This window comes from Priestia sp. SB1 (assembly GCF_038898415.1).
The window spans coordinates 276,665-303,435 of the sequence record NZ_JBBJSS010000006.1; the positions used below are offsets into that span (position 1 = coordinate 276,665).

Sequence of the window (26,771 nt, forward strand, 5' to 3'; positions counted from 1 at the left end):
TTCTAGCTGTACAAACTCTATCCTTGCAATACGTCATCATTTCTGTTAAGTTTAAGGAGAATTATTTTTGTTCGGTAAAGATTGATAAGTTACATAACTTTCGTCTGTAGATTTGAGCAAGGATAGTAACACAATGTGTGCGTGTCACACTAGGAGGCAACAATTATGGAACAAGGTAAAGTAAAATGGTTTAACGCAGAAAAAGGTTTTGGATTCATCGAACGCGAAAATGGAGACGATGTATTTGTACATTTCTCAGCAATCCAAAGCGAAGGCTTCAAATCTTTAGACGAAGGTCAAGCAGTTACATTTGAAGTAGAACAAGGTCAACGCGGCCCTCAAGCTACTAACGTTCAAAAAGCGTAATCCGTCATAAATAGAAAAAGACAGACTCCATGGAGTCTGTCTTTTTCATTACTTTGAAAATGTAATAATAAAACCCTATCCACTGAGGAATAGGGCTTATTAATACAAAAATAGTAATCGGTAATACAAATGGTAAACTCAGTATAGCATAGTATTGGCGGAATCCAAACTATAAATCAATATTTCTTCATGAATAATTATGATTCGTGCTTCATTAACTCTTCTTCAAAGAAAAATGTACTGGGATATTTATCAACTGTATAAGAATATCTTTTCATATTTTTCACATAATGACTTTTTAAGATGATCACTACTTCATTAGATGCTTTTATACTTACTGTTTCTCCATTAGCAAATAAGCTTATACTCATATCCTTCATCCTCTCTCATATCAAAACCAATCAAATTTTTAACTTTATTTATCGGGAAATATAATGTGCAGCTTATATTTGAGACGTTATCAGCATTCTGATAGTCAGCAACCTTTTCCAACGGCTAGTCCAATGAAGGTTAGTTATATTTGATACCTTAATACCTGCTCCTAAACCCTATCGTTCTACAGCTATAAGGCATTCTTTTCTATTTATTTACGACACAGGATATAGGTAGCTCTTCTTTACTGGCTTTTGTCTCCAATGTCTATACTTATGTTTAAAGTAACCTTTTTAAAATCATTTCTTTTTTAATGATTAAAATCCAAAGCAAAAAGACCCCTATGTGGAGTCCTTTTACGTTGGATTAATTATGCTACTTTATGAACGTTAGCAGCTTGTGCTCCGCGTTGACCTTGTTCAATGTCAAACGTTACTTTTTGACCTTCTTCTAACGATTTAAAGCCTTCACCTTGAATAGAGCTGAAATGTACGAATACATCGTCTCCGCCTTCAACTTCGATAAAGCCGAAGCCTTTGTCTGCATTAAACCATTTCACTGTACCTTGTTCCATAATAGTGCCTCCTGGTGTGGAATACTCCACGGTTGTATTACTACCCTTGTCCAACCATACTATCTTAAGATAAAAAATTCTATTGAAGAGATTTCTCTTCTCTCAATCCTATACCGAACAAAAATAATTAATTTAATCGTAACATACGGAACCGCAGATAGCAAATACAGGAAATGGAATAAATCATCGAACGATAAAAAGAGCCTTCTCTTTGTAGCTCTATACAAAGAGAAGGCTCTTTTTGAGTGTTCCTATTTTACGCAGCAGTGAATGTAGCAGCTGCTTATTATTTACTTTATTTTTCTGTTTGCTCTGTGTGCCACCATAATGAATCTTTTGGATTTTCAACCGCTTCATTGTACTCAGACTTAGAAGCAACTGTAGGGTATGAACCTTTCAGTGATTTTCCTGCAGTGTTCGCGAACAGGAACAAGATTACGAAAAATCCGATGATGCTCACAATCGTTAAATAGAATGCTGGAGCTAAATGATTGCCCGTTGCGTGAACTAACCATGTCGCAACTAATGGCGTCGTTCCACCAAAGATAGAAACTGAAACATTAAACGTAATCGCTAATGTTCGGTAGCGAATATCTGTGTAGAACATCGTTGGCAGCGTTCCTGGCATTGTTCCTTCATACGTAGCAAGTAAAACACCTAGAATAAGAATACCGATTGAAATAAAAACCAAACCATTTAAGTTGATTAAATAGAACGAAAAGGCTGACAGTAAGCTCAATCCGCCTAGACCGATTAAGAAAACTTTCTTGTTTCCGATTTTGTCGCTCAGTTTTCCAAACATAAGAGCAAGCGGCACCATTAAAATCATAACTGCCGTAATTAATACCGTACCAACTGTGTTTGATAAACCAATAATTTCATTCAAATAAGAAGGCATGTACGATAATAGCATATAGTTTGTAATGTTAAAGAAAGCCACGGCTACGAAACAAACAAACACATCTTTTTTGTGATTTTTTAAAATAGAGAGGAAGCTTTCTTCTTCAACTTCGTCTTCGTTGGAAAGTTCATTTTCAAAAATAGGTGTTTCCCCTAAACTTCTTCGTAAATAAAAACCAATAAGTCCTAAAGGCAATCCTAATAAGAAGGGAATTCTCCAGCCCCATGAGGCCATCTGTTTATCCGAGAGAACAAAAAACAGTAAGCTGGCTAGCAGTGAAGCAAGAATATAGCCGACAAGTGTACCGATTTCTAGTCCACTTCCAAGCACATTTCGCTTATTGTCTGGAGACGATTCTGCAATATACACCATCGCACCAGCATATTCACCACCAGTTGAAAAACCTTGAATGATTCGTGCAATTAATAAAAGGATGGGTGCCCATATACCGATTTGATCATATGTAGGTAACAACCCAATGAGTAATGTGGAAAAGGCCATTAAAATAATGGTGGTGGTTAAAACGACTTTCCTTCCTAACTTGTCTCCAATTTTACCGAATATAACACCGCCTAATGGACGCATTAAAAAGGCAATCGCAAATGTGGCAAATGTGAACACTAATTTGAGCTGATCATTTTCAACTGCACTAAAAAAGTTTTGACTAATAATAACGGCTAAATATGAATACAAGCCAAAGTCAAACCATTCCATCGCGTTTCCTACTCCTGTAGCAAAGACGCTTTTTTTAGCTTTGTCAATATCTACGACGTTAATTTTTTTCTTGTTAAACTTCATTTCATCACGTCACCTCCGCGGTATACGATTATACAAGACTGAGTAGTAAAGTCAAATTTGACTCACTGTATTTCACATGCAAATGTGTTGGAACACTACTTATTTTTAAGTAAAAAACGAAAACTATTCATGTGATGTTAAATATTAAAAAAGGTTATGGCTAAAGGGTTTGAAGCCAAAAAAAGCTGAGGAAGAAACACTAATAAATAAATGAATTAAAACCAAAATAAACTTTTTTTATTTCAACGTACAATTCGTTGCTACTAAAAAAACGTTTTTTGCCTAAAAATAGGGATCGCTTTTGATGGAATTACAATCGCCGAAATAGTAACTAGTCATTAAAGATAGCGCATTTGGTTTACAATGTTCTTGGTAGCAATTTCCACTCAGGTTATCTGACAATTATTGTTTCAACCCATTAGATATAAGCTTTATTTTGTAATAGATACACTGTTTCTATTACAAAAATTATGTAGCTTCAAAAATAAATATAAAGCTCGTTCTAACAAGTGCAGCACTGGATGATTCGGTCCATAGAATAAAACTTTAAGAGTTGGCTGGGGTTCTAGGGATAGAAATTCAACTCCTTTCTCCGTATAATCGTTCGTGGCTTCAAGTAGGTCTTCTACTGTAAAAGCAAGCGGGTTTACAATGCGACTTTTGGCATATTCTTCAAGTTGAGTATATGACAAATGAATTCAACTTCCTCACCAAGCTGTTTCTCTGGATGTAAAGATGCCATCTCTCCTTTTTCGAATACCCCCTGAGACAAACTTTAAACCTAAATGTATCCGTATTATATTGAATATAAAGATTCACAACTATAACAATAATTTACATATAATACTTTTTTTACATTTTTTCTATGATAAATGAAAACGTTTTACAAAATGCGGCGTGCTGTTTTTAAGTTTTTATTTTCAAGAAATTACTTTTTATGATAAGTCATATTTCTTTAACTGAAGTCACTTTGATACTTATTGACTCTCCCATATCTTAGAAATATCATAAAATAAAACATACTTTTTCGATAAGAATTACATGTTTTATTATACATAGAACTGGAAGTGATAAAAAAGTTTACTGGTTTTGCACAAAGAAAATATAACTTGGGGTGGAAAATGATGAAAAAAATGACTGGTTTAGTGTTAACAATGACTTTTGCTAGCTTTTTATCGGCATGTGCACTAAATAGTAGCACAGATGAAAAAGCTAATAAGGAAACAACTTCTGCTGTACAGACGGCCGACATTAAACAAATAAAAGATCAGGTAATAAAGGCTTCTAACACAGGAAATATTCCAGCCAAAGCGCTAGAAAGAAAAGATACGTTTATTGCTGGAATGTCAGCTCCCGGAGGCGTCTTTTTGCCTTATTTCTACGACAACGGCTGGGATGGAAACGCAACAAGTCCTATCTTTAGCCCTTTAGTAGATTTAGATAAAAACGGAAAACCCATTCCGATTTTAGCAAAAAGTTGGGAAATCTCAGATGATCAGCTTGTTTATACGTTTCACTTAAAAGATGATTTAAAATTCAGCAACGGCTCCCCTCTTACTGCCGATGACGTAGCTTTTACATTAACACTTCTTCACGATCCAGCTTATGACGGATGGGGTGACTTAGCGACCGCTACAATTAAAGGTGGAAAAGACTATAAAGATGGAAAAGCAAAAACAATAGAAGGAATCAAAGTGGTTGATCCTCTAACAATTAAAATCACAACGGAAAAAGTAAACGCAAAAGCTCTTTTACTGCTAGGCGGTATCGTGCTATCAAAAGATTATTACGGAAAAGACTATACGTACGGCCATTTAGATTATTTAAAAAACCTTTACTCTAAGCCTGTAGGATCCGGCCCTTACAAGCTAGAAAAATATATTCCTGGTCAAGAAATACGCTATGTTGCAAATAAGAACTATTATGACGGCCCGCCTAAAGTAAAGAATTTCATTTATAAAGTAACCACGCCGGAAACAACTTCTCAACTATTTGAAGCAGGCGAAACAGACTATGACCGTTTTCCAGCAGAACCGGAAAGCGTAGAGCAGCTTAAAGAGCTAGGTTTTGCAAATATCAAAGTGACAACGGCTAACTCTTATAGCTACGCGTATATTAACAATACTAAGCCGTATCTAAAAGATAAAGCCGTCAGACAAGCATTGATATACGGCCTTGATCGTCAGAAAATTACCGACGTTACATATAAAGGATACGGCACTGTTGCTAATGTACCTGTTTCTCCTGTCTCGTGGGCATACACAGAAGATGGCATCAACAAATATAAATATGATGTCAAAAAAGCTAAAAAGCTATTAGATGACGCAGGATGGAAAGTTGGAAAAGACGGAATACGAGCTAAAGGTGGCACTAAGCTGAAAATCAGTTATTTAACAAGCAGAAATGACGACGATTTTATTCCAATCGCAAAAGAAAATTACAAGGCGCTCGGCATTCAATTTAACCCGGAAGTATTAGACTTTAATACTCTTTTGACGAAGCTGAATAAAAAAGATTACGACTTAGCTGCTGTTTCTACCCCTATGCTTACTGACCCTGACGATGCAGTCGCAGATTTAGCTTCGACTCACCCTGATAATTCAGCAGGATATTCAAACCCTAAGGTAGATAAATTGTTAGAAGAAAGCGTTGGCACTACGGATATTAACGAACGCAAAAAGATTTACCATGAACTGTATAAAGAATTATCTGATGATCCGCCGGTTATTTTACTGAATTACCGTAAAGTTATTCACGCTAATAATGCACGCATTAGCGGACTTAATCCAGATAATTTTACTGGGATTTCTGCGAGCCTTCCAAACCTTTCAATCAAAGAGTGAAGTCTGCTTTCATGTATAGGTAAAAAATAGTGCCTGGTCCTAGCCGCCGGGCACTTTTAGGGAGGAACACGTATTGAAACAATATATTTTTTATCGATTTTTACAAATGATTCCTATTTTAATTGGCACCTCTTTTCTTATTTTTGTTCTTTTTGCTTTATTGCCCGGGGATTATATCGACTCAAATCCTAAACTGACTCCGGAAAGAGCTCAGGAACTACGAGAATTATATGGACTTGATAAGCCGATTTTAGAAAGATACGTAAGGTGGTTTACAGATTTAGTAAAAGGTGATTTTGGTTTTTCATTAAAGTACCAAGAACCTGTAACGTCATTATTAAATAAATTCATTTGGAACTCATTTCTTATAGCTGCAGTTTCTCTATTTTTCACCTGGACAATCGCTCTATTTACAGGGGTTATTTCAGCTGTAAAACAATATTCTTGGTTCGATGGCTTTGTTACACTTGGTGTTTTTGCTGCTATGTCATTCCCTTCTTTTTTTATTGGTTTATTGCTTATTAAATTTTTTGCTGTTGATTTAGGGATTCTTCCAATTGGAGGGATGATTGATACAGGCAGTAATACAACAAAGCTAGCTTATCTGCTAGAAGTGAGTAAGCACATGGTGCTCCCGGTGGCGATTTTGACACTTCTAAGCGTAGGTTCATTAACTAGATATTTTCGTACCGGAATGCTTGAAGTCATTCGGCAAGATTATATACGAACAGCACGTGCAAAAGGATTAAAAGAACGTTCTATCATTTTTAAGCACGCGTTAAAAAATGCGTTGCTTCCTGCTATTACACTGTTAGCTTTTGAACTGCCCGGGCTATTTTCCGGTGCGATTATCACTGAACAAATTTTCAACTGGCCCGGGGTGGGCAGAATTCAGCTCGAAGCATTAAGCTTTAGGGATTATCCAGTCTTAATGTCTTTTACGATGTTACTTTCTTTCTTAACGATTATAGGTAACTTTTTAGCAGATATTACATATGCAGCGGTCGATCCGCGAATCCGGTTAAAGTAGGCGATTATTGTATGGAAACTTCATTAGTAACAGATCAGCCGCAAAAAGACGCAGTTTCAAAACCAATATCACTATGGAAACAAACGTATATGCGGCTGCGAAAAAATAAATTAGCGATAAGCGGATTATTCTTTTTGCTTGCCATGATTGCTTTTAGTTTTATTGGCCCTTTGTTTTCTCCTTATGTCAACAGTACTGTAAATGTTAATTTAATGAATCATCCGCCAAGCGCAGAGCATTGGTTAGGTACAGATAAGTATGGAAGAGATGTACTCACCCGCTTGATGCTTGCTGGTCAAATTTCTCTCACTGTAGGAATTGCTTCTATGATTCTATCCGTTTTAATTGGCTCTGTTTTAGGAGCTGTTGCTGGTTTTTACCGAGGTATCATTGATCAAGTGCTGATGCGGCTAGCTGACATATTGATGTCTATACCTGGCCTTCCTCTTTTGTTGATCATGGGCGCTATTTTATCAGAATGGAAAACGCCTTCTGAATACCGTATTTATATTATTATGCTAATGCTCAGTTTAATTGGCTGGCCTGGACTTGCAAGGCTTGTTCGCGGCCAAGTTCTTTCACTGCGTGAACAGCCTTTTATTCAAGCCACACAAATATTAGGTTTAAGCGATAAAAGAAAGATTTTTTATCATTTAATCCCTAATATTTTCCCTTTGTTACTGGTCGTTGCTACTTTAAACGTAGCAGGAGCTATTCTAAGTGAGTCTGCTTTAAGCTATTTGGGGCTAGGCGTGACTCCCCCTACACCTTCTTGGGGAAATATGATTGATGCAGCTAATAATTTAGTTGATTTTAAAAAACGACCTTGGCTTTGGATTCCACCAGGCGCTGCCATCTTTTTAACGGTCATTTCTATTAATCTTCTTGGAGACGGTTTAAGAGATGCGCTTGATCCTAAAATGAAAAGGTAGGTAATGAATAGATGAATACACCTTTACTAGAATTAAAAGACTTACACACCTCTTTTCATACGGAAGAAGGTACGGTTACAGCAGTAAACAACGTCAGCTTTTCCATTACCCCTGGTGAAACGGTATGTATCGTTGGTGAATCAGGATGCGGGAAAAGCGTAATGGCTCTATCCATTATGCAGCTACTTTCTGATTCAGGGGAAATTACAGATGGTCAGATTTTATTTAATGGATCCAATCTATTAGAAAAAACAAAAAAAGAGATGAGAAAAATTAGAGGAAAAGACATTGGGATGATTTTTCAAGAACCGATGACATCTCTAAATCCAGTATTCACTATTGGAGACCAAATTACCGAGACTCTATTAGAGCATCTATCTATCAGTAAAGCTGAAGCTTATGATAAAGCCATTGAACTTGTTACGCTTTTAGGGATACCCAATGCTAAAAAAATAGTAAAAAGTTATCCGCACGAGCTAAGCGGCGGTATGCTTCAGCGGATTATGATTGCGATTGCACTCGGGTGCAACCCTAAGCTATTAATTGCCGACGAACCTACTACTGCTCTAGATGTAACGATTCAAGCTCAAATATTAGATCTATTACAAACTATAAAACATGACCTTCGTACATCGATCTTATTTATCACACATGATCTCGGCGTTGTAGCTGAAATGGCTGATACCGTAATGGTGATGTATGCAGGTAAAATCGTAGAAAAAGCACAGGTAGTTGAGCTATTTCAAAATCCAAAACATCCCTATACCAAGGGTCTGCTTCGCTCAAAACCGGTTATCGGCAAACGAACACAAAGGCTGCATTCAATACCAGGGCAAGTACCAAAACTTACAGACCTTACAGAAAGCTGTTATTTCAGCCAGCGCTGTGAACACTGTATGGATATTTGCAAAACAAAAGCGCCTCCCTTCATTTCAGAAAACAATCATTACACAGCCTGCTGGCTTTATAAGGAAGGTAAAGATCAATGAGTGAAACGCTGTTAGAAGTAAACAACTTAAAAAAATTTTACTCCTCCAAATCTACGTTATTTACATCAGCAAATGAACAGGTAAAAGCAGTGGACGGAGTAACATTTTCAATTAAAAAAGGTGACATTTTCGGATTGGTTGGTGAGTCAGGAAGCGGTAAGTCTACTTTAGGAAAAACCATTTTAAGACTTCATAATAAAACAAGCGGAGACGTATTTTTTAAAGGAAAGAATGTTTTTAAGCTGTCAAAAAAAGAGCTGATTCATTACCGTTTGCAGTCACAGCTCGTCTTTCAAGACCCTTTTAGTTCTTTAAATCCTCGAATTAGAATAGGCGAAGCGATTGGAGAAGCGATGATTGAACATAAGTTAGCTTCACGAACTAACGTAAGAGATCACGTCTTGTCGATTATGGAAAAATGCGGTTTATCTCCTTACCATATAGACAGATACCCACACGAATTTTCAGGCGGACAGCGTCAGCGAATTGTCATTGCCAGAGCCATGGCTTTAAATCCTGAATTTCTTGTAACAGATGAACCGGTATCTGCACTGGATGTATCAATTCAAGCTCAAATTATTAATTTGTTTAGTGAACTTCAAGAAAAAGAAAATTTGTCTTATCTGTTTATTTCACATGATTTGAGCGTCGTCGAGCACCTGTGTAACAAGGTTGCTATTATGTATTTAGGAAATATTGTGGAGCAGGCATCAAGAGATGAATTATTCAAAAATCCACTGCACCCTTATACAAAAGCGCTGTTATCTGCCATACCGATACCTGATCCAACCATCAAAAGAGAAAAAATCATTTTGAAAGGTGAAATACCAAGTCCGATTACCCCTCCCTCTGGGTGTAAGTTTAGGACAAGATGCCCGATAGCCCAGAAGAAATGTGCAGATATTCCACCTGACTATAAAGATGTCGGTTCTAGTCACTTTGTAGCGTGTCACTTTGTATAAAGACTCATTAGAAAAGGTTGAGACATAAAGAAATCTCTCCAATTTAAGACGAACAAATGAGATAAATAATTTAGTATGAATCGCTTGTTACACTTCTTTTGATTTTCGTGCAAGACTTCGCTGTCCGCGGGAGTCTTCGTCTTGCCCTCCAATCAAAAGCTAGAAGCAATTGAATACATGAAACCTCTATTCGCCTTAACAATGAAAAAATCCGAACGAGTTTGATTCTCCCTCAAGAATCAAACTCGTTCGGCCCTTCCTTTAACAAAAATACTTTTGCTCCAGTCCCTTCTTGCTGTAGGTGAGAAACTTTTCCCCTAGCTTTCTTTTAAAAGAAATATACTCATACGAGATAAAAGCATAAATTTATCCCCCAACCGTTGAAAACTGATTAACTGGACGCAGCAAACCTAAATTTTAAGTTTACCATTTATAATTTGGACAAGATAAAATTATAAAAATAGATCTCCGATTAGACTGCTTAAAGTCGGAGATCTATTTGGATGTTTCTTATTTTATTTTTTAGTAAGGCTGCCATTTCGCTCTAAAATAGGTACTTCAATATCTACCGTGTTTGGATATTTAACTCCAAGCCCTGTATTTAAAGCCACAACCGTTTCGTTTTCTTTGATCCATCCTTCTTCTCTTAAACGGCGTGCAGCTAAGAATGTAGCAGCACCTTCAGGACAAATGAACGAACCTTCAAGCTGCGCAACCTTTTTTTGTTCCTCCACAATCTTATCTTCGTCCACCGCAATCGCGCATCCATTTGTATTGTAGACTGCTTCTAAAACAAGAAAGTCCCCGATTGCTTTTGGTACGTTGATACCAAAGGCGATGGTTGAAGAATCCGGCCAAAATTCAGATTCTTGTTTTCGTTCATTCCATGCTTTTACAATAGGCGCGCAGTTTTCAGCTTGTACCGCAACTAAACGAGGAAGATCACCTTTAATCCAGCCAAGCTCTTTTAACTCATTTAACGCTTTATAGATTCCAATTAAGCCAACGCCTCCTCCTGTTGGATATAAAATCACATCAGGAAGATTCCAAGAAAACTGTTCAGCAATTTCTAAGCCCATAGTTTTTTTACCTTCGATTCGGTACGGCTCTTTAAGCGTAGAAGCATCATAAAGACCCCATGCTTTAATAGCCTCACCGACAATTTTACCCGCATCGCTGATGAGTCCATCGACTAAGTAAAGGTCAGCTCCAGCGACAGCACACTCATTTCGTGTAATAACAGGCGCATCTTTTGGCATCACAACGGTTGCTTTTATGTCAGCGCGCGAAGAATACAGCGACCAAGCAGCTCCGGCGTTTCCATTTGTAGGCATGGCTAACTGTTCAACGCCAAGTTCTTTTGCTTTTGACACCCCTACAGCGGCGCCTCTAGCTTTAAATGATCCCGTTGGAATAATGCCTTCATCTTTCATATATAAGTTTGGAATGTCCATTTCTTTACCTAGCTTAGGCATTTTTATAAGCGGAGTCATCCCTTCGCCCAATGAAACAACGTTTTCTGGATCTTCTACTGGAAGAAGCTCATGATATCTCCATAAATTTGGTTCCCTGCTTTGAACATCTTCTGGAGTCAAGTTAGGTTTCAATCTCTCTAAATCATACGCTACCAATAGCGGTGAGCCACATTCACATAATTGATGTTTTTCTTTTGGACTATATTCTTTTTTGCATTTAGGACAATATAAGTGAGAAACATAACTAAACGGCATCATACACACTCCTTTAAATTCTGTAAACATAATAACATATATAAAATATAATTTATAGTATTTTTATCAGAATTATAAGGTATGACTTATTCATGGTTTTATAGATCATTAATAAAAGCGTAAAAACCTTAAAATATCAGGGTTTTTACGCTTTTTCTAACACTGCTTATATTACTTTTTTTAACATTAAAACCATCAATTTTAGATAAAAACCCGAAGAATAAACAAAATCCACACTTTACTTATAGGAATAATTGTTTTAGTATGTAAAAAGATATTTTAAGGAGGTATTTTAGGTGAATGCACTTTCGATAGTGAATAAGCATAATAATAGCATGTGTACTTGTCTAATTCTCAAAGGTTACTAAAGCAAAAACAATACTACACTACAAGGAGAATTGGACAGATGGCTGCAAAAAAGAAATTTAAGCTTAATTTAGGATTAAAAGTAATTATCGGATTAATTCTTGGATTGATCGTTGGTTATGTTAGTAAAGAAGTTGGTTTAAAGTTAGAAATAGTAGGAAAAGCGTTTATCCAGCTTATTCAAATGGTGATTGTCCCTCTTGTTTTCCCATTGATTGTATTAGGAATCACAGGGATGCATGATACAAAAAAGCTGGGACGAGTAGCGTTTAAAACGCTTCTCTATTTTGAGATTGTGACTACAGTATTAATTATATTAGGAATACTCATTGCTAAAGTAACAAATGTAGGTGGACATATGCATGTAGGTGCAGTGGATACTTCCTCGTTAGGAAACCTAGCAAAAGGCATCGACTTTGGAGAGTTTTTCTTAAGTATTATTCCAAGCAATATTGTAGAAGCAATGGCACAAGGAAAGCTGTTGCCGATTATTTTCTTTGGTATTTTTGTAGGGTTAGCTCTTACATCACTTGAAGGTAAAGCGAAGCCGGTTATTACATTTTTTGAAGCATGGCTACAAGCTATGTTTAAAGTAGTAGAATACGCGGTATCGTTTGCCCCAGTTGGCGTATTTGGATTTATCTCATTTAGCGTGGCTAAATACGGGATTGGCAGCTTGCTTTCTTTAGGCCAATTTGTAGGTATTACGTATTTATCTTTTGCCATTACGGCATTTGTTGTGTTTCCGATTATCGCACTTATTTTCCGTATCCCTTATAAGGAACTGTTAAAAAGAACCGGAGATTTGATTTTATTAACGTTTACAACGCGCAGTTCAGAGGCTTCTATGCCGCTGCTCATTCATCGATTAGAAAAGTTCGGAGTGTCACGTTCTGTCACTTCTTTTGTATTACCAACCGGCTACTCTTTTAATCTAGATGGAGCTAGCATCTATATCAGTGTAGCAATTATTTTTCTTGCCAATGTATATAACTTACCTCTTAGTCTTGAACAAATTATTGTGATTATTGGTTTATTAATGCTTATGACGAAAGGATTAGCAGGCGTCCCTTCAGCTGTCATCGTTGTACTGTTAGCTGCGGCTAAAGAAATTGGCTTACCTGCAGAAGGAGTCGCTTTATTATTAGCAGTTGATTTCTTTGTAGACATGGGCCGTTCAGCATTAAATGTCGTAGGAAACTCTTTAGCTACGGTCGTCATCGCAAAATCTGAGAAGTCATTTCATTTTAATGCCGAGGATAAATAACCATACCCCCTCATCATTCAAAAACACGATAGTGAGAAAGAAGTGTTAGTTTGTTTAAACAGAAAAAATCTTTTGAAGAACTAGTAAAAGAAAATAAACAAGCATTATTAAAAGATAAAAAAGCAATGGAGAAAATCGAAAAACGTATTGAAAAACGCCATGAAGTGATAAAGCTAACTTAGTACAGTTAGCTTTATCACTTTATTTTGTAATCATATCTTTTAGTAAACTTACTTAATCAAGTAAGGGATTTCTATAGAATATACAGCTTTTATGCATATGTTTAACTTTGTCAAAGTATCTTTTTTATAAGAAATTGACATTTTAGTAAGGTACCTTTATTATTTGATAAGGTACCTTATTTTTATTTCAAATGAATCCTTCCTATCTTATTAAAAGGATAAAATTTTTTATGTAGATAAGTGCAGCGTTAAATTAGTAAGGAGGCTTTTATCATGAATGAAAGAGATAACGAATATTTACACGAGCAAGATTTGATTGATCAATTTTTCAGGTTCCAGAGACAGCTGGCAAGATACCAGCGACACTACTTTGTTAATCGAAGAGATGCTGGAGCACTAGGTGATCAGCACCGGGGGCAAGGACGGATATTAAAATTATTAAAATTGCAGCCTAAAACTACACAAAAAGAGCTGTCGTACTTACTGGATATGAGACCTCAGTCAATAGGTGAATTACTTAGTAAGTTAGAAAGAAAAGGTTACATTGTTCGTACGCCATCTGAGAAAGATCGGCGAGTACTTTCCGTTGAGCTAACAGAAGCTGGACTAGAAGCTATCGAGGCTACGGAGGAACAAGACAATAACTCAGGCATCTTTGATGTTCTTTCAGAAGAAGAGCAGGATACTCTTTCACATTTAATGCAAAAGTTAAATACTTATTTAGATGAAGAAATGTTAAAACAAGGTCATGATGAAAATCAAGAATTTCGACGCCATAATGACCTACGAGGATTTGGACCTCACCACAGATTTTTTGGTGGTGATCCAGAGCATGGTCCAAGAAGTTTTGGGCGCGGACCTTGGGGAGACGGTGCTGAATTTAGAACACCGAGATTTAGAAACCGAAATCCCCGAGAGACTAATAGAGATAATAACGAGAAATGATTCACATGCTGTTTAGTGATCATTTCTAATAATTTCACGAGAGGAAACGCAATATGGAAAACATCTCAAATGTTGGAGAACAAGTTTTAAATAATAAAAACAATAAAATACTAGTAATGACTGGATTAATGATTGGAATTATTTTTTCTGAGCTTGATGAAACAGTTGTAAATACAGCCATGCCAACGATTATACGTGATCTTGGCGGATTATCTATGTATGGCTGGGTTGCAGGCATCTATATGCTAGCTCTATCTGCTTTCATGCCTATACTAGGAAAATTAGCCGATTTATTTAGTCGAAAAAAAGTCTACTTCGCTTCTATGGCTTTCTTTATTGGAGGCTCCATTATATGCGGGCTTTCTCATTCAATGATTATGCTTTTAATTGGAAGAGGAATTCAAGGACTTGGCGCGGGTGGCCTCATGCCATTAGCCATGACGATTTCGAGTGATTTGTTCCCTGTTGAACAACGAGCAAAAGTTCAAGCGTTTATGGGACCAGTAATGTTTATCCCTATGCTTTTAGGCCCACTAATGGGAGGCTTTTTTGTAGATCAAGCAAGCTGGCATTGGATTTTCTTCGTGAATATTCCAGTGGGATTAATAGCAGTCATTTTTTTAGCAAGTGGGTTAAAAGAAGTACATGAAAGAAAAAAAGTAACAATTGATTGGGCAGGAGCTATTCTTCTAGTAGCTGCAATCATTTCGTTATTAATTACGCCTGTTTTAGTCGAGAACGAAGGGTATACGTGGAGCTCTCCATTTATCGTTTCGCTACTATGTGTAGGCGTGATTTTAATTGGACTGTTTATTTGGGTGGAATCAAAAGTGATTGAACCTATTGTACCGCTGCATCTATTTAGAAATCGTAATATTTTAGTATTGTCACTGCTTGTTTTTACTGTAGGCTGTGGATTGATGGGCTCATTCTCATCTTTCCCTTACTTTGCACAAAATGTATTAGGCCTTACTCCTACAGAATCTGGGTATTTAACTTTGCCCATGATGGTAGGTGCTGTTGCAACCTCAATCGTTTCTGGATTTCTATTAACAAAAGTTCGGTACCGCGAATTATTCGTGATTTCTTTCATTATGCCTGTTATCGGTTTTTATTTATTTTCTAAATTAGATATTAGTACCACTACCCTGCAGGTCATTATTTTCTTTTTTATCACCGGTCTTGGTTTAGGCGTTATGTTCGGTGGAGATAACTTAATTGTTCAAGAATCTGTAGAAAAAGAACACAAAGGAATTGCCTTGGCAACTGTTCCATTGTTTCAGTCTATTGGCGCAACTGTCGGAGTAAGTATGTTTGGGACGCTATTATCTTCCACACTTACGTCAAATCTAAGCAGTTTAGGCGATGAATTGCCTAAAAGTATGGCAAATAATATGAATAGCCTGGCAGCAGGAGGAATTCCAAGTGGACTTACTCCAGAATTATTTATGAAAATTAAAGTTTTATTTATTGAATCGTTTCAGCATATCTATACTTACGCATTTGTACTTACGATCATTGCCTTTGTTTTATGCTTCTTTCTAAAAAAAGAAGTGCTATCTTCAAAATCAGAAGAGTAATAAAAGAGATTCTTGCTGTAGCCAAAGGTGTATTTGTACAACAGTCGTTCCGAAAAATGCAAAAGCCAATTCGAATTTAACACGAATTGGCTTTTTTTATTAATAGATTAAAGGTTTTACCTTAGTTATTTCGGATTTATATTACCATCAATTGTACTCTTGATTGTTCCTTCTTTTTTTAAATAGATTTATTCACACTCTCTTTTTTAAAGACTCCTGTTAAAAGCGCAACGAGTCCTATTAAAAAGAAAATAGGAAACAATAACATCATTAATGCAACTCCTGCAAAACCTTCTTCCTGACTAATTGCAAACAAAATTGAAACGGCCCACGAAAAGAACGGAGCTATGATTAATATAGTTGTTGTTCCCCACACCATATATTTTCTTTTAGCTGTTTTCCCTCGGCTTAGTCCGCTTGCAAACATAAGCCCTACTACTAAAACTGTTAATGCCACTCCAATTGCCATTTCATCACCGCCTTTAGCAGCCAGTTTCTCTTTTACTTTACACCGTTTTCTTTTTTGCCTCTTGGACGGAAATAAATACGCTTGTAACAACAAGTAAGAGTAAACCTTCTCCGATAATCATTAAACCTTTTATTTGAATGTCTAGAGCATCAAACCCGCTTATTTTCGCAAAAGCATAAAGAAGTAAAAATGAACCGAATAACATAGTAACGAATGAAATAACAAGGGCGACTGTTCTTTTGTTACATACGATACTTACAAAAAGGATTACCGTAAATACGATACTAATGGCCATACAATTATTAAGAATGAACGACATACGCATCCCCTTAAATATCTTTTTATTCCATTATTCTTACTCAAACCTAAATCCAATCCCACCGTCTACAATAATGTTTTGACCCGTAACAAACGAAGCATCATCAGAAAGGAGCCATTTTACTGCTTTTGCGGCTTCAACCGGATCACCAATTCTGCCCAGCGCGTTTAGCTTTTGATAGGATTCATTGAGCTTTGCTTTTTCGTCTTCAGATAGATTTGAAAACCTTTCTTCTAACATAGGCGTACGAAATGCACCTGGGCACAGAGAGTTAATTCTTATATGTTGATGGCCATATTCCTGAGCAACTGACTTCGTTAAAGCAATCACACCGCTTTTCCCAGCCGCGTATACGCCTGTCCCTGCTGAACATAAAATAGCGTCCATTGACGACGTATTCACAATGACACCGCTGTTTTGTTTGGTCATTACCTGCAGCTGATATTTCATACAAAGCCATACGCTTTTTAACGTAACGTTTATTAAATGGTCAAAGTCTTCTTCTTTGAATTCATGGGTAGCATTAGAAGCTGCCTCCGTGTTAGCCGCATTATTAAAGCCCACATCAATTCTTCCAAAAGTAGAGTATGTGTGGCTCACAAGGTTTTTGACATCTTGACTATTCGTTACATCCGTTTTGATAAAAAGAGAGTGAGGAGACCACTTTCTTAATCTAGAAAGAGCTTCTTCTCCTTTTTCACTATTTCTAGAAGCAATCACAACATGCATGCCCTCTTTTGCGAGTAATTCCGCTGTTGCTAAGCCAATCCCTGACGTTCCACCCGTAATAATCCCTACTTTTTCTTCAAACATACGTTTCTCCCCTTTTGCGTTTAATAAAATCTCAACAAATTAAATTGAGTAACACTAGCCATAGAAGTTATTCAGCTTTGGGTAGATTAATCCCTGCTTTAAAACACTAAAAAGAGACTGGGACAAAAGGAGATTAGACGAAGTGAAAAATGAGTCATTGATCAATACTTTTGATTCGTGGTTCGTTTGTTTGTGGTAAACATAATTTTCATGTGTGTAGGTTTTTCTAGCAGTTGATTGGAGGGCAAGACGAAGACTCCTGCGGGGAAAGCGGAACAGGTGAGACCCAGCAGGAGTGTAAGCGACGAGGAGGCTCATCGGCCGCCCGCGGAAAGCGAAGCCTTGCACGGAAATCAACTGCGGTGTCAGAAGCGGTTCAGCTCGTGTATAGTAGTTATTTGTCTTTAGGTTGGGCTGGTTTCGTTACATCTCCACCTCTTTTTAACTAGCTACTAATCTGATGGTGAGAAACAGATAAAGTAGATTTTCGGTTCCATAAATAAAAGGCATATCCGCTTAAAAATAGAAGCAGCGCGTAATTAACAAATAAAGAATCATTTGCGTTGACAGGGCTTGTAAACTGGAGAAAATTATTTAAGCCGTGAAATACAATCGTCACTCCAATCGATTGACCGTTAACGATCAGTAAAGCCAAGACCAACCCAATAACAAATGCAAATAGAATTTGAAAAATTGTATTTGCTACCGATTGACTGCTTAACATATTCAAACTGTGCGTAAAGGCAAATAGGAACGATGATAGAAGAACCGCTACTTTATAGCTTTTTGATAACAGCAAATTCAGCATAAATCCTCTAAATACCATCTCTTCTACAAATGCTATGACTAGAGTTTGGGTAAGCAAAATAAGAACAATATCTGCAATGGAACTTCCGTGTACACCTTTGTTCCCGATGAGGATAATAAGCAAATACAAAAGAAGCGGAGAAAGAACGAGGATTCTTGTTCTAAAGGACATGTTTTGTTGAAAGGAGAAAAAATGCTGCCACTTTTTTGTTTTTGTTAGATAAAAAGCTATTCCTATTGCTAAAGGGACAACTCCTAAAAACTGAAGATAATGTGCAGTAGGATGCGTCATGCTCACGTATGCACCGTTTACCACAAACCAAAAGATAACTAAGATTTCTAGGCCAATAACTTTCCACAAAAGCTTTGACTTGATCATCACTACACTACCTTTCTACTTTAGGTTTCATTGATAACCTATATTCGTTTTAAGGATTTTATATGTTTTCACCTTTTTATCATTCAAGCTCAAAGACCATGTGAGGCAACGCTTCTTCCTTTTAAAATAAGAAGATCGTTCCTCCTTTTTTACTGTGATTACACACGGTACAAAAATGCACAAAAACCTGCCCATGTGACGTAATCACTGAACTCCATTTTTTTATCGCCTCTCACGAGTACATTTACAGGCCAATTCAAAACACTTCCCTCAGACGTTTTATCTACATACTTTCTCGCTAAAGCGTATGCACCCACTCGAAAGAAGTAATAGCTGGCTAAACATAAAAAAGAGATGGTCATAAAATTTAAATTTAACTCTTTCACCTTGTACACCTCATCGTTTTTTTGCTATTTCATAGGATGACCTAGCTTGCTCTTTTATCCTTGTTCATAAAAATCCTTTTTGACATCTTTTAAAAGTTTTAAGATGTTTTTATAAAAACAAGTAATTAACATGCCCGCGATGTTGGTGACCATCGTAATTGTAAGATTGCCGATAATCAGGCTAAGTAAAGTACCAAGAAACATAATACCTATTCCGATATAAAAACCTGGGTGAAACAGTTCATAGTCATCTTCTTTTTCTTCTTCCTCAATGTTTAGTCTGTTTTGTAATGCAGCATCCTTTTTAATAAATTCATCAATGGTTGTCTTGTAGATGTCTCCTAGCTTTAAAAGATGCTGAATGTCAGGATAGCCCTGATTATTTTCCCACTTATGTATGTTTTGTACAGGGACACCTACCTGCGTAGCAACCTCTTCTTCTGACATCTTTTGTTCTTCTCTTAATTTTTTTAATTGCTTTCCTAACCTCAACTCATTCACCTCTATAACTATGGCAGCGTATAAACAAAATTTGCTTGCACTACGTTTTCTCGTTTTCTACCATTCTAACATATTGTGGTAAAAAAGAGAGAAACAGTAACGAGACGTATAAACCATAAAACGACAATACTAAAAAATAGTGAGAATTCTCATGTGTAAAAAATGAAAGAATGCACTTTTATCTACAGCCTTTTAGTGTTTATACTAAATAGTGGATTGTACGAACATAGAAATGAAAAAGGAGGCAACATGACGATGGAAATGCTGCTTATTTATCTATTTGTTATCGCTCTTATTGGATTCATTATTTGGAGAAAAATGAAAAAGAAAAATAAGCCCATTAAAAAGAATGGACTTGGTATATTAGCACCTATTTTCTTTATAGTCATTGCATTTTCTCTTAGTCTAAGTCAGATGATGCACATACCGGGCCAATCATTTCACTTACCACCCTACTGGGAAATGATGATTGCTGGTGTATTAGGTGTGATATTCGGGCTCATTATGCTTAGCCAAACGGACTATGAAGTAAGAGAAGATGGCTTTATTTATTCAAAGCCAAACAAGAATTTTAAATATGTGATTATCGCCATTATTTTTATAAGAATGGCTTTGAGCCAGTACTTCAAAGGCTTAGATTCCATAGACTTCGCGGTCTTAACGATGACATTAGCTTTTATATATATTGTCATTTGGAGAGTTGGCAGCTATTTAAAATTCCGTAAATTAAATGGTGATAATTACAGTGTAAATGCTGGATAATCATCAATATGACTAGTCCTTCTTCCTGTTTGGAAAGAAGGATTTTTTGTCATAGTCAGTAAAAGTCTCGCGTGTTGTGTAAGACAACCTATATATTGTATAATGCAATATGTGTTTTTTATAACAGAAGTCTATCTATAAAAACAGATTATAGTAAAACTGTACCTAATCACCAGCTGTTTGATTTACAGGTATATAATGAAAGGAATCGTCACATGACATTTATCAATTCTGTAACAGGCCCAGTCAGCACGTCAGAACTAGGGCTAACACTAATCCATGAGCATATGCACGTTCGTTCTGAGTCTGTTCACGCACAGTTTCCTCATTTATATGATGAGAAACAAGAAATCGCTAAAGCAGTCGAACAAGTAAATCGTGCAAAGAAACTTGGAGTTAAAACAATCTGTGATCCTACGGTGATGGAACAAGGACGCGATATTCGTTTTATTGAGCGAATTTCCCGTGAAACGGATACTCGAATCATCGCAGCCACAGGAATTTATACGTATAACTACATTCCTACCCACTTTCAAACTCGGAGCATTGACTATATGGCAGACCTGTTTGTTCGAGACATTGAAGTCGGCATTCAAAACACATCGATTAAAGCAGGCTTTTTAAAATGCGCTACGGATGCACCTGGCGTAACGGCTGATGTAGAAAAAGTAATGCGCGCTGTCGCAAGAGCTCATAAAAAAACGGGCGTACCAATTATGACTCATTCACATCCTGCAAGCGGCACAGGCTTAAAGCAGCTGGACATCTTACTCGATGAAGGCGCTAATCCAAATCAAATTCTGATTGGACATACGGGAGATACGGATAACCTTGAGTATATTTCAAACATATTAAATCAAGGTGCCTTTATCGGTATGGACCGCTACGGCCTGACAAGAGAATGTTCAACTGAAAATAGAAATGAAACGGTCATTGAATTGGCTAAACAAGGCTATTCAAACCGCATGTTTCTATCACAAGACTACTGCTGTACAATGGACTGGTTTCCAGAAGGCGTGATTGAAGAACGTTTTCCAAAATGGTCGATGAGCTTTGTATTAGAAGAAGTCGTGCCTGAGTTAAAAAGAAAAGGCGTAACGAAACAGCAGATTCAGCATATGCTTTTTGATAACGCCCGCTGCTGGTTTGAAGGAAAGTAATTAAAATATTATAAAAAACCCCCACTGTGCAAGCTTACAGTGGGGGTTTTCCGCGTATTATTCTACTTTACGTTAACCTGTTTTTCTTAATAATTTCTGCTTTTCTTTGCTCTTTTTTATCATAAAGTGGGCACCCGACAGGCATAATCCAACGGCGATTCCGATCGTCAAGTTTGTAAACACCGTTAGCGAAAATGTCGTAAGTAAAACCAGTGAATGAAATGATTTTTCTTTTATCACCTTTGCAAACTGTTCTTTTTTACTGATATTCCACGCTACGACCATCAATACGGGTGCGAGACTCGCAAGCGCCACGTATGAAGCATATGGAGCAAGCACTAGCAGCACAATCAACACAAATATAGCGTGCGTGATTCCTGCAATTGGAGATGAAGCGCCGTTTTTAATATTGGTAACGGTCCTTGCAATCTCTCCTGCTGCAGGAATACCTGAAAACATCGGCGTTACCATGTTTACGATTCCCTGGCCAATCAGTTCTTTTTTGCTGCTGTGCTTTGACTTTGTCATTTCATCCGCAACGCGAGCTGTCAGCAAAGACTGTAACCCTACAAGTACAGCAATTACAAACGCAGAAGGTAAAAGAGTTACCACCCTCTCCACTGTTATATCTGGAAACGCTGGCGCCGGGAAATGACGAGGTATCTCTCCGTAAATCGCACCAATCGTTTCAAACTGATTTGCAAAGAAAAAAGATGCTAATCCCGTTGATACAATAATTCCAAGTAAATAGGACATTCCCAGCGACTTAGGCGAAAAGTAAAGAACTATTAAAATCGTAGCTAAGCACAATCCTGCTGTAGCGATACTATAGATGTTGATGAAGTGTAAATTACCAAAGATCTCTTTTATATTCAAATGAAAAAATTGAAATTTGTCAATCGCGTGCAGCCCAAGGAAGTTTGGAATTTGTCCGCTGAAGATAATCAGCGCAATTCCTGACTGAAATCCTACAATAATAGAAGACGGAAAATACTTGATTAAAGCTCCTACTTTACATAGCGCAAAGATAATGAGGAGAATCCCTGACATAAAGCCGGCAATTAATAAGTTTTCATAGCCATATTGCAACACAATTCCTAATAAAACAGGAACAAACGCACCCGTAGGTCCCGCGATTTGAAACCTACATCCACCTAAAATAGCAATTAACAATCCTGCTACAATCGTTGTATACAGTCCTGTAACAGGCGATATTCCAGAAGCTATCGCAAATCCTAACCCTAAAGGTATAGCTATAATGCCAACAACAATACCCGATAGTATATCTTTCTTCAAATGCTGCAAGGAGTAATTTCGAAAAACCTCTAGATTCATAAGTGTACATCAGCCTCCATTTTAAGTAGTGAGGTTACCCATTCGTATTTTCGTCATACAACCTTATTGAGCTTTCTCAGAATAAGGTGGGCTACTCGATTACTTCTATCTTAAAGGAGACAACTTACAAAAAAATAAAGAGAAAATTAGAAGTTTCTTAGACAGTTATTAAAATTTTCTTAAAAATTCTTACTTTTTATTCTTTTAGTTATTTTTTAGATAAAATGCGGTTCTTTGTTGTAAATAAAGCAAGATAACCAGACCCTATAGTAACGATAGAATGAATGGATGTGGACAGGCTGTGTTTAAAAATCTTTAAGTTTAAGTAGACGACACGCCTACCTCCATTCGTTTAACTATATTCGAATTCATAGGAAGCTCGGTTACATAAGGCCAATTAATTACAAACGTGAACACTAAAAGACAGGAGCTTTGAATCATAATTCAAAGCCCCTGTTTTTACTAATAAGATATATAATACCAATTCTTTTGTATCTTTTCTATTTCATCAAACTTCATACCAAAATCGCCCGATGAAGGTTTACGGTTTTTTGGGTCATACACAAAACCCGAGAAATGCCCGAATAGTCCACTGCTTGTAAAGAAAAGTACGGAGATTGCCTTTCCTTTGGTTTCTACTGCAACATCATCTCGACCTCTGGACACACTCGCATACTCTTTCGGTAGATCAATTAGCGATGAGTTGTCGGGTTCATTGGAGAAAGGAATGAGCGATGGGTAGTCGACTCCATCGGCTTTCAAGACGCCACTTTGTATGTGAGCTGCCACTTCTTCTCTTTTCTGCTGATGGAGTTTAAAGTTTATGTCTAAATTAAGCTGCTCAGACGGAATGAAGAACCACAGCACAACGGTTATCACTTGAATAACCAGTGGTAGCCACTTTCTACTACTAAAGAGATAAATCAATGTCCACAGCGTTAGTAATAAAAAGAAAGGAAGGACAAAGAATAACCATATATATGGACTTACGTATTTCCCTATACGATCATCTAAATCCCATTGAAACAGGGACAATAAAAAAATGAACAAACTGCTACATAACGATAAAAGCAAAGTTAAATGACGTTTCACATATTTCCCTCTCTCTGAAATAATTCTTTTTAACCTTCACTCTTTATCATTCATTATTTACTATAGTTCTGTGAATCCGCTTTAAGAATTCTCTTATTATTCTAGAAAGCCCATTATTGGCGTTATAAAAATACCCAAAAGAATAAGTTTTATAGTGCGGTGGAGCAAAGTTAACGACTACATATTGATTACTTCTAGATAAACCAGCATCTGTTTTAAATGCGTAGTCAAATCCTATATTTATTGCCGTATTATTTTCCAATGTATGACGAATTGTATCTACATTATTGGTAGTAAACAAGATATCACATGGCAGTGAACTAAAACCTTTCATAAATTCCTGAATATACTTGTCGTTATATAAAACAATTGGCTGGTTAATTAACATCTCTTCAGTAATGAGTGTTTGTGTGGCTAATGGCGACTTCTTATTTACTGCAGCTACCATATGACCATCCAATAACTTTTTAAATACCAAGTTCCGATACTTTTTTTCTTCTTTTTCTGTATAAGTAATGAAACCTACATCTACTTCCCCATCTAGAACTTTATCTATAATATACTCGGTGCTATTTTCATAGACAGAAGCCTTTATGTTCGGATATTCTCTTTTAATTTCTGTTATTAAGCGAACGAGAATCTCCATTGGTCCTGGGTAGGTTGCAATCTTTATTTCACCATTCATTGTATTTGTATACGCTTCTGCTTCATCCATAAATTCTTGAATTTTCAATAAAGCAGCGCTGGCCTTTTCAATTAACCTATGACCTTCTTCAGTTGGAATAGATCCTCTTCTGGAACGATGAAAAATCATTATATTTAGTTCTTTCTCTAAATTTTTTATAGATTGGCTTAATGCAGGTAACGTAATATGCAGGTTACCTGCTGCTTCTTTTAGTGAACCCGTTTTATCTATTTCCACTATATGTTTTAATTGTTCAATATTCATAATGCCCTCTTTTTCTTTTAGTTAAGTATTACTTAACAATCGTTAATATTAACTAAATTTACCATAAGTATATCTGGTTGTATACTGATAGATATAGTAAAAGAAATGACACAAGGAGATGGAGTATATGAAGGCGCTAAGATGGCATAATCAAAAAGATATTCGTCTTGAAGAAATAAATGAACCAGTTGTACAGGCTGGTCAGGTAAAAATGAAAGTTAAATGGTGTGGACTTTGCGGTAGTGATTTGCATGAATACTTAGGTGGTCCCATCTTTATTCCAGTTGATAAACCGCACCCTCTCACTAATGAGGTTGCTCCAGTGACGCTTGGACATGAATTTTCAGGTGAAGTAGTAGAGGTTGGAGAAGGTGTAACCCATTATAAAGTTGGTGATCGTGTGGTTGTTGAGCCAATCTTTGCTACACACGGACACCAAGGTGCTTATAACCTAGATGAACAAATGGGATTCTTAGGTTTAGCCGGAGGCGGTGGCGGTCTTAGTGAATATGTCGCAGTAGACGAAGAACTTTTATTCAAACTTCCAGATGATTTATCTTATGAACAAGGTGCTCTAGTAGAACCAGCGGCAGTAGCTCTTTATGCAGTACGTTCAAGTAAAGTGAAAGCCGGAGACAAAGTTGCTGTATTTGGATGTGGACCAATTGGACTTCTTGTCATTGAAGCGTTGAAAGCAGCAGGTGCAACTGATATTTATGCAGTTGAATTATCTCCAGAAAGACAAGCGAAAGCAGAAGAATTAGGAGCAATCATCATTAATCCTGCTGAAGTTGAAGATACGGTAGCCGAAATTGCTAGATTAACTGACGGTGGCGTAGATGTATCATTTGAAGTAACAGGCGTACCTATTGTATTACGTCAAGCCATCCAATCTACGGGAATTGGCGGAGAAACGATTATCGTTAGCATATGGGAAAAAGGAGCAGAAATTCTACCGAATGATATTGTAATTAAAGAACGAACTGTTAAAGGAATCATTGGCTATCGTAACGTGTTCCCAGCAGTATTGTCTCTTATGCAAAAAGGCTACTTCTCAGCCGAAAAGTTAGTAACGAAAAAGATAGCTCTAGACGATGTAATTGAAGAAGGGTTTGAAAGCCTGATTAAAGAAAAAAACCAAGTTAAAATTCTGGTTAAATCGGAACAGCAATAACAATCATCAACAATGAAGATTTCTCTAAGCCACTGATCGTAATTAGTGGCTTTTTATTTCTTTAATCGGGTCCAGCCGAGAGATGTGTAAAATTTCACTAAAACAATTTGACAGTTTAGAAGAATTGGCGAGTAAACTACATAACGATGCCCATTGATTTAATTACATTTGAATCCATGAGACGTTTGGTTATCTGAATCTCATGCATTACAGAATTGATCACCTAAAAAACTTTCCTAGTCTAGTGTTGAGGTACCAATGGGTTAATCGACGAGGACTAGACAGATATAAAATACATATGCCCGCCCTTTTTAACCACCGTAGTAATACTTTAAAAAGTTTAAAATGGATAACAGGATAATCAAAATAACCAAAACTCCTCCTATTAATATCCTTCGTCCTTCTTTTGGGGATTTCTTTTGTTTTTTATGGGCATACAAAACCAGTTTTCGAAAGGAAATGTGAAGTAAAACAACGAAAGCAAACAAACCAATCTTCACAAGAATAAACAGATTATCACATCCATTTCAACAAACTAAAGATCTAAGAGACATTCGGCAAACAACTCAGCTATGAAACTTTTTATTTTCTTTGTTCTTTTGATACTCTACAAAAAAGGATACTGGAACTGCTCCAATACCTATACCAATCGAAATAAACAGCGACTGGTTCAGCTGAAGACTCGGATTTGCCGCTGCCTTACTATAAATGATAGAACACACAAAGCTTAAAAAGCCTATAGCTAAAGGAATGAGCGCGTGCTTATACCATTTCATTGTATTAGCCTC

29 protein-coding genes are annotated in these 26,771 nt (G+C 36.8%); 14 read left to right on the forward strand and 15 right to left on the reverse strand.

Going from position 1 to position 26,771, the window contains the following annotated elements; all coding sequences use genetic code 11:
* Nucleotides 1-165 precede the first annotated feature (165 nt).
* Entirely contained in the window at nt 166-366 is a 201-nt protein-coding gene (locus tag WKH56_RS23245) for a cold-shock protein (protein ID WP_025908891.1), read from the forward strand.
* A gap of 197 nt (nt 367-563) precedes the next feature.
* Here WKH56_RS23245 and WKH56_RS23250 read toward each other — a convergent pair whose 3' ends face one another.
* From WKH56_RS23250 to WKH56_RS23265, 4 genes are all read right to left on the reverse strand, one after another.
* The gene (locus WKH56_RS23250; RefSeq protein WP_168761049.1) at nt 564-737 is read right to left on the reverse strand and encodes a hypothetical protein; all 174 of its coding nucleotides are present in this window, start codon (nt 735-737) and stop codon (nt 564-566) included.
* Nucleotides 738-1,108: 371 nt separating this feature from the next.
* The gene (locus WKH56_RS23255) at nt 1,109-1,312 is read right to left on the reverse strand and encodes a cold-shock protein (protein WP_014459099.1); all 204 of its coding nucleotides are present in this window, start codon (nt 1,310-1,312) and stop codon (nt 1,109-1,111) included.
* A gap of 295 nt (nt 1,313-1,607) precedes the next feature.
* Nucleotides 1,608-3,011 carry an MFS transporter gene (locus tag WKH56_RS23260; protein WP_033580232.1) on the reverse strand — a complete coding sequence of 468 codons (1,404 nt, stop codon included), beginning with the start codon at nt 3,009-3,011 and terminating at the stop codon, nt 1,608-1,610.
* Nucleotides 3,012-3,442: 431 nt separating this feature from the next.
* The gene (locus WKH56_RS23265; RefSeq protein ID WP_155726317.1) at nt 3,443-3,703 is read right to left on the reverse strand and encodes a hypothetical protein; all 261 of its coding nucleotides are present in this window, start codon (nt 3,701-3,703) and stop codon (nt 3,443-3,445) included.
* 429 nt (nt 3,704-4,132) lie between these two features.
* Between WKH56_RS23265 and WKH56_RS23270 the strand changes: the two genes are divergently transcribed.
* The 5 genes from WKH56_RS23270 (at nt 4,133) to WKH56_RS23290 (ending at nt 9,767) form a co-directional block, all read left to right on the forward strand.
* Nucleotides 4,133-5,854, forward strand: a complete 1,722-nt coding sequence (locus tag WKH56_RS23270; RefSeq protein WP_155404461.1) for an ABC transporter substrate-binding protein — start codon at nt 4,133-4,135, stop codon at nt 5,852-5,854.
* A 73-nt stretch (nt 5,855-5,927) separates the two neighbouring features.
* Nucleotides 5,928-6,884 (forward strand): ABC transporter permease, encoded by a 957-nt coding sequence (locus tag WKH56_RS23275; protein WP_048019514.1) that lies wholly within the window; start codon nt 5,928-5,930, stop codon nt 6,882-6,884.
* Nucleotides 6,885-6,895: 11 nt separating this feature from the next.
* Nucleotides 6,896-7,816 carry an oligopeptide ABC transporter permease gene (gene opp4C / locus WKH56_RS23280; RefSeq protein ID WP_048019513.1) on the forward strand — a complete coding sequence of 307 codons (921 nt, stop codon included), beginning with the start codon at nt 6,896-6,898 and terminating at the stop codon, nt 7,814-7,816.
* 11 nt (nt 7,817-7,827) lie between these two features.
* Nucleotides 7,828-8,805, forward strand: a complete 978-nt coding sequence (locus WKH56_RS23285; RefSeq protein ID WP_048019512.1) for an ABC transporter ATP-binding protein — start codon at nt 7,828-7,830, stop codon at nt 8,803-8,805.
* The gene (locus WKH56_RS23290) at nt 8,802-9,767 is read left to right on the forward strand and encodes an ABC transporter ATP-binding protein (RefSeq protein WP_048019511.1); all 966 of its coding nucleotides are present in this window, start codon (nt 8,802-8,804) and stop codon (nt 9,765-9,767) included. The genes WKH56_RS23285 and WKH56_RS23290 overlap by 4 nt, the downstream gene beginning before the upstream one ends.
* Nucleotides 9,768-10,282: 515 nt before the next feature.
* Here the strand turns inward: WKH56_RS23290 and WKH56_RS23295 are convergent.
* Nucleotides 10,283-11,497 carry a threonine synthase gene (locus WKH56_RS23295; protein ID WP_048019510.1) on the reverse strand — a complete coding sequence of 405 codons (1,215 nt, stop codon included), beginning with the start codon at nt 11,495-11,497 and terminating at the stop codon, nt 10,283-10,285.
* A gap of 406 nt (nt 11,498-11,903) precedes the next feature.
* Between WKH56_RS23295 and WKH56_RS23300 the strand changes: the two genes are divergently transcribed.
* The 4 genes from WKH56_RS23300 (at nt 11,904) to WKH56_RS23315 (ending at nt 15,837) form a co-directional block, all read left to right on the forward strand.
* Nucleotides 11,904-13,130, forward strand: coding sequence for a dicarboxylate/amino acid:cation symporter (locus tag WKH56_RS23300; RefSeq protein WP_168761051.1), 1,227 nt, complete (start codon nt 11,904-11,906; stop codon nt 13,128-13,130).
* Nucleotides 13,131-13,180: 50 nt separating this feature from the next.
* A complete protein-coding gene (locus WKH56_RS23305; RefSeq protein ID WP_013058107.1) occupies nt 13,181-13,312 on the forward strand; it encodes an FbpB family small basic protein in 132 nt (43 codons plus the stop codon).
* Between the two features lie 273 nt (nt 13,313-13,585).
* A complete protein-coding gene (locus WKH56_RS23310; RefSeq protein WP_016766587.1) occupies nt 13,586-14,257 on the forward strand; it encodes a MarR family winged helix-turn-helix transcriptional regulator in 672 nt (223 codons plus the stop codon).
* A 53-nt stretch (nt 14,258-14,310) separates the two neighbouring features.
* Entirely contained in the window at nt 14,311-15,837 is a 1,527-nt protein-coding gene (locus tag WKH56_RS23315) for an MDR family MFS transporter (RefSeq protein WP_013058109.1), read from the forward strand.
* A 178-nt stretch (nt 15,838-16,015) separates the two neighbouring features.
* Here the strand turns inward: WKH56_RS23315 and WKH56_RS23320 are convergent, their stop codons facing one another.
* Genes WKH56_RS23320 through WKH56_RS23330 form a run of 3 tightly spaced genes read right to left on the reverse strand, consistent with a single transcriptional unit; the run spans nt 16,016 to nt 17,438 of the window.
* On the reverse strand, nt 16,016-16,306 hold the full coding sequence (locus WKH56_RS23320; RefSeq protein ID WP_048019508.1) for a hypothetical protein: 291 nt from the start codon (nt 16,304-16,306) through the stop codon (nt 16,016-16,018).
* A gap of 37 nt (nt 16,307-16,343) precedes the next feature.
* Nucleotides 16,344-16,625, reverse strand: a complete 282-nt coding sequence (locus tag WKH56_RS23325; RefSeq protein ID WP_221832694.1) for a hypothetical protein — start codon at nt 16,623-16,625, stop codon at nt 16,344-16,346.
* A 36-nt stretch (nt 16,626-16,661) separates the two neighbouring features.
* Complete coding sequence (locus WKH56_RS23330; protein ID WP_221832446.1) at nt 16,662-17,438, reverse strand: SDR family NAD(P)-dependent oxidoreductase; 777 nt, start codon at nt 17,436-17,438, stop codon at nt 16,662-16,664.
* 233 nt (nt 17,439-17,671) lie between these two features.
* On the opposite strand from WKH56_RS23330, the gene WKH56_RS23335 reads away from it, so the two are divergent.
* On the forward strand, nt 17,672-17,887 hold the full coding sequence (locus tag WKH56_RS23335) for a hypothetical protein (protein ID WP_310883974.1): 216 nt from the start codon (nt 17,672-17,674) through the stop codon (nt 17,885-17,887).
* Here the strand turns inward: WKH56_RS23335 and WKH56_RS23340 are convergent.
* The 3 genes from WKH56_RS23340 to WKH56_RS23350 all read right to left on the reverse strand — a co-directional run bounded on the left by WKH56_RS23340 (nt 17,884) and on the right by WKH56_RS23350 (nt 19,502).
* Entirely contained in the window at nt 17,884-18,624 is a 741-nt protein-coding gene (locus WKH56_RS23340; protein WP_168761054.1) for a CPBP family intramembrane glutamic endopeptidase, read from the reverse strand. The genes WKH56_RS23335 and WKH56_RS23340 overlap by 4 nt on opposite strands.
* 158 nt (nt 18,625-18,782) lie before the next feature.
* Complete coding sequence (locus WKH56_RS23345) at nt 18,783-19,010, reverse strand: hypothetical protein (protein ID WP_310883976.1); 228 nt, start codon at nt 19,008-19,010, stop codon at nt 18,783-18,785.
* A 54-nt stretch (nt 19,011-19,064) separates the two neighbouring features.
* Nucleotides 19,065-19,502 (reverse strand): helix-turn-helix domain-containing protein, encoded by a 438-nt coding sequence (locus WKH56_RS23350; protein ID WP_342836806.1) that lies wholly within the window; start codon nt 19,500-19,502, stop codon nt 19,065-19,067.
* Nucleotides 19,503-19,760: 258 nt separating this feature from the next.
* On the opposite strand from WKH56_RS23350, the gene WKH56_RS23355 reads away from it, so the two are divergent.
* Both WKH56_RS23355 and WKH56_RS23360 read left to right on the forward strand, forming a co-directional pair.
* Nucleotides 19,761-20,273: a CcdC protein domain-containing protein gene (locus WKH56_RS23355; RefSeq protein ID WP_080974269.1), complete on the forward strand. Its 513-nt coding sequence runs from the start codon at nt 19,761-19,763 to the stop codon at nt 20,271-20,273.
* A 215-nt stretch (nt 20,274-20,488) separates the two neighbouring features.
* Nucleotides 20,489-21,433: a phosphotriesterase family protein gene (locus WKH56_RS23360; protein WP_310883978.1), complete on the forward strand. Its 945-nt coding sequence runs from the start codon at nt 20,489-20,491 to the stop codon at nt 21,431-21,433.
* Nucleotides 21,434-21,505: 72 nt separating this feature from the next.
* On the opposite strand, the gene WKH56_RS23365 is transcribed toward WKH56_RS23360, so the two are convergent.
* The 3 genes from WKH56_RS23365 to WKH56_RS23375 form a co-directional block, all read right to left on the reverse strand.
* The gene (locus tag WKH56_RS23365) at nt 21,506-22,729 is read right to left on the reverse strand and encodes a SulP family inorganic anion transporter (RefSeq protein WP_342836808.1); all 1,224 of its coding nucleotides are present in this window, start codon (nt 22,727-22,729) and stop codon (nt 21,506-21,508) included.
* Nucleotides 22,730-23,230: 501 nt separating this feature from the next.
* Nucleotides 23,231-23,860 (reverse strand): hypothetical protein, encoded by a 630-nt coding sequence (locus WKH56_RS23370; RefSeq protein ID WP_310883980.1) that lies wholly within the window; start codon nt 23,858-23,860, stop codon nt 23,231-23,233.
* 46 nt (nt 23,861-23,906) lie between these two features.
* Nucleotides 23,907-24,809: a LysR family transcriptional regulator gene (locus tag WKH56_RS23375; protein WP_310883981.1), complete on the reverse strand. Its 903-nt coding sequence runs from the start codon at nt 24,807-24,809 to the stop codon at nt 23,907-23,909.
* 127 nt (nt 24,810-24,936) lie between these two features.
* Here WKH56_RS23375 and WKH56_RS23380 point away from each other — a divergent pair, with 127 nt between their 5' ends.
* Nucleotides 24,937-25,983, forward strand: a complete 1,047-nt coding sequence (locus WKH56_RS23380; protein ID WP_310883982.1) for a 2,3-butanediol dehydrogenase — start codon at nt 24,937-24,939, stop codon at nt 25,981-25,983.
* Nucleotides 25,984-26,549: 566 nt separating this feature from the next.
* Here WKH56_RS23380 and WKH56_RS23385 read toward each other — a convergent pair.
* Nucleotides 26,550-26,759 carry a hypothetical protein gene (locus WKH56_RS23385; protein WP_033580215.1) on the reverse strand — a complete coding sequence of 70 codons (210 nt, stop codon included), beginning with the start codon at nt 26,757-26,759 and terminating at the stop codon, nt 26,550-26,552.
* Nucleotides 26,760-26,771 lie beyond the last annotated feature (12 nt).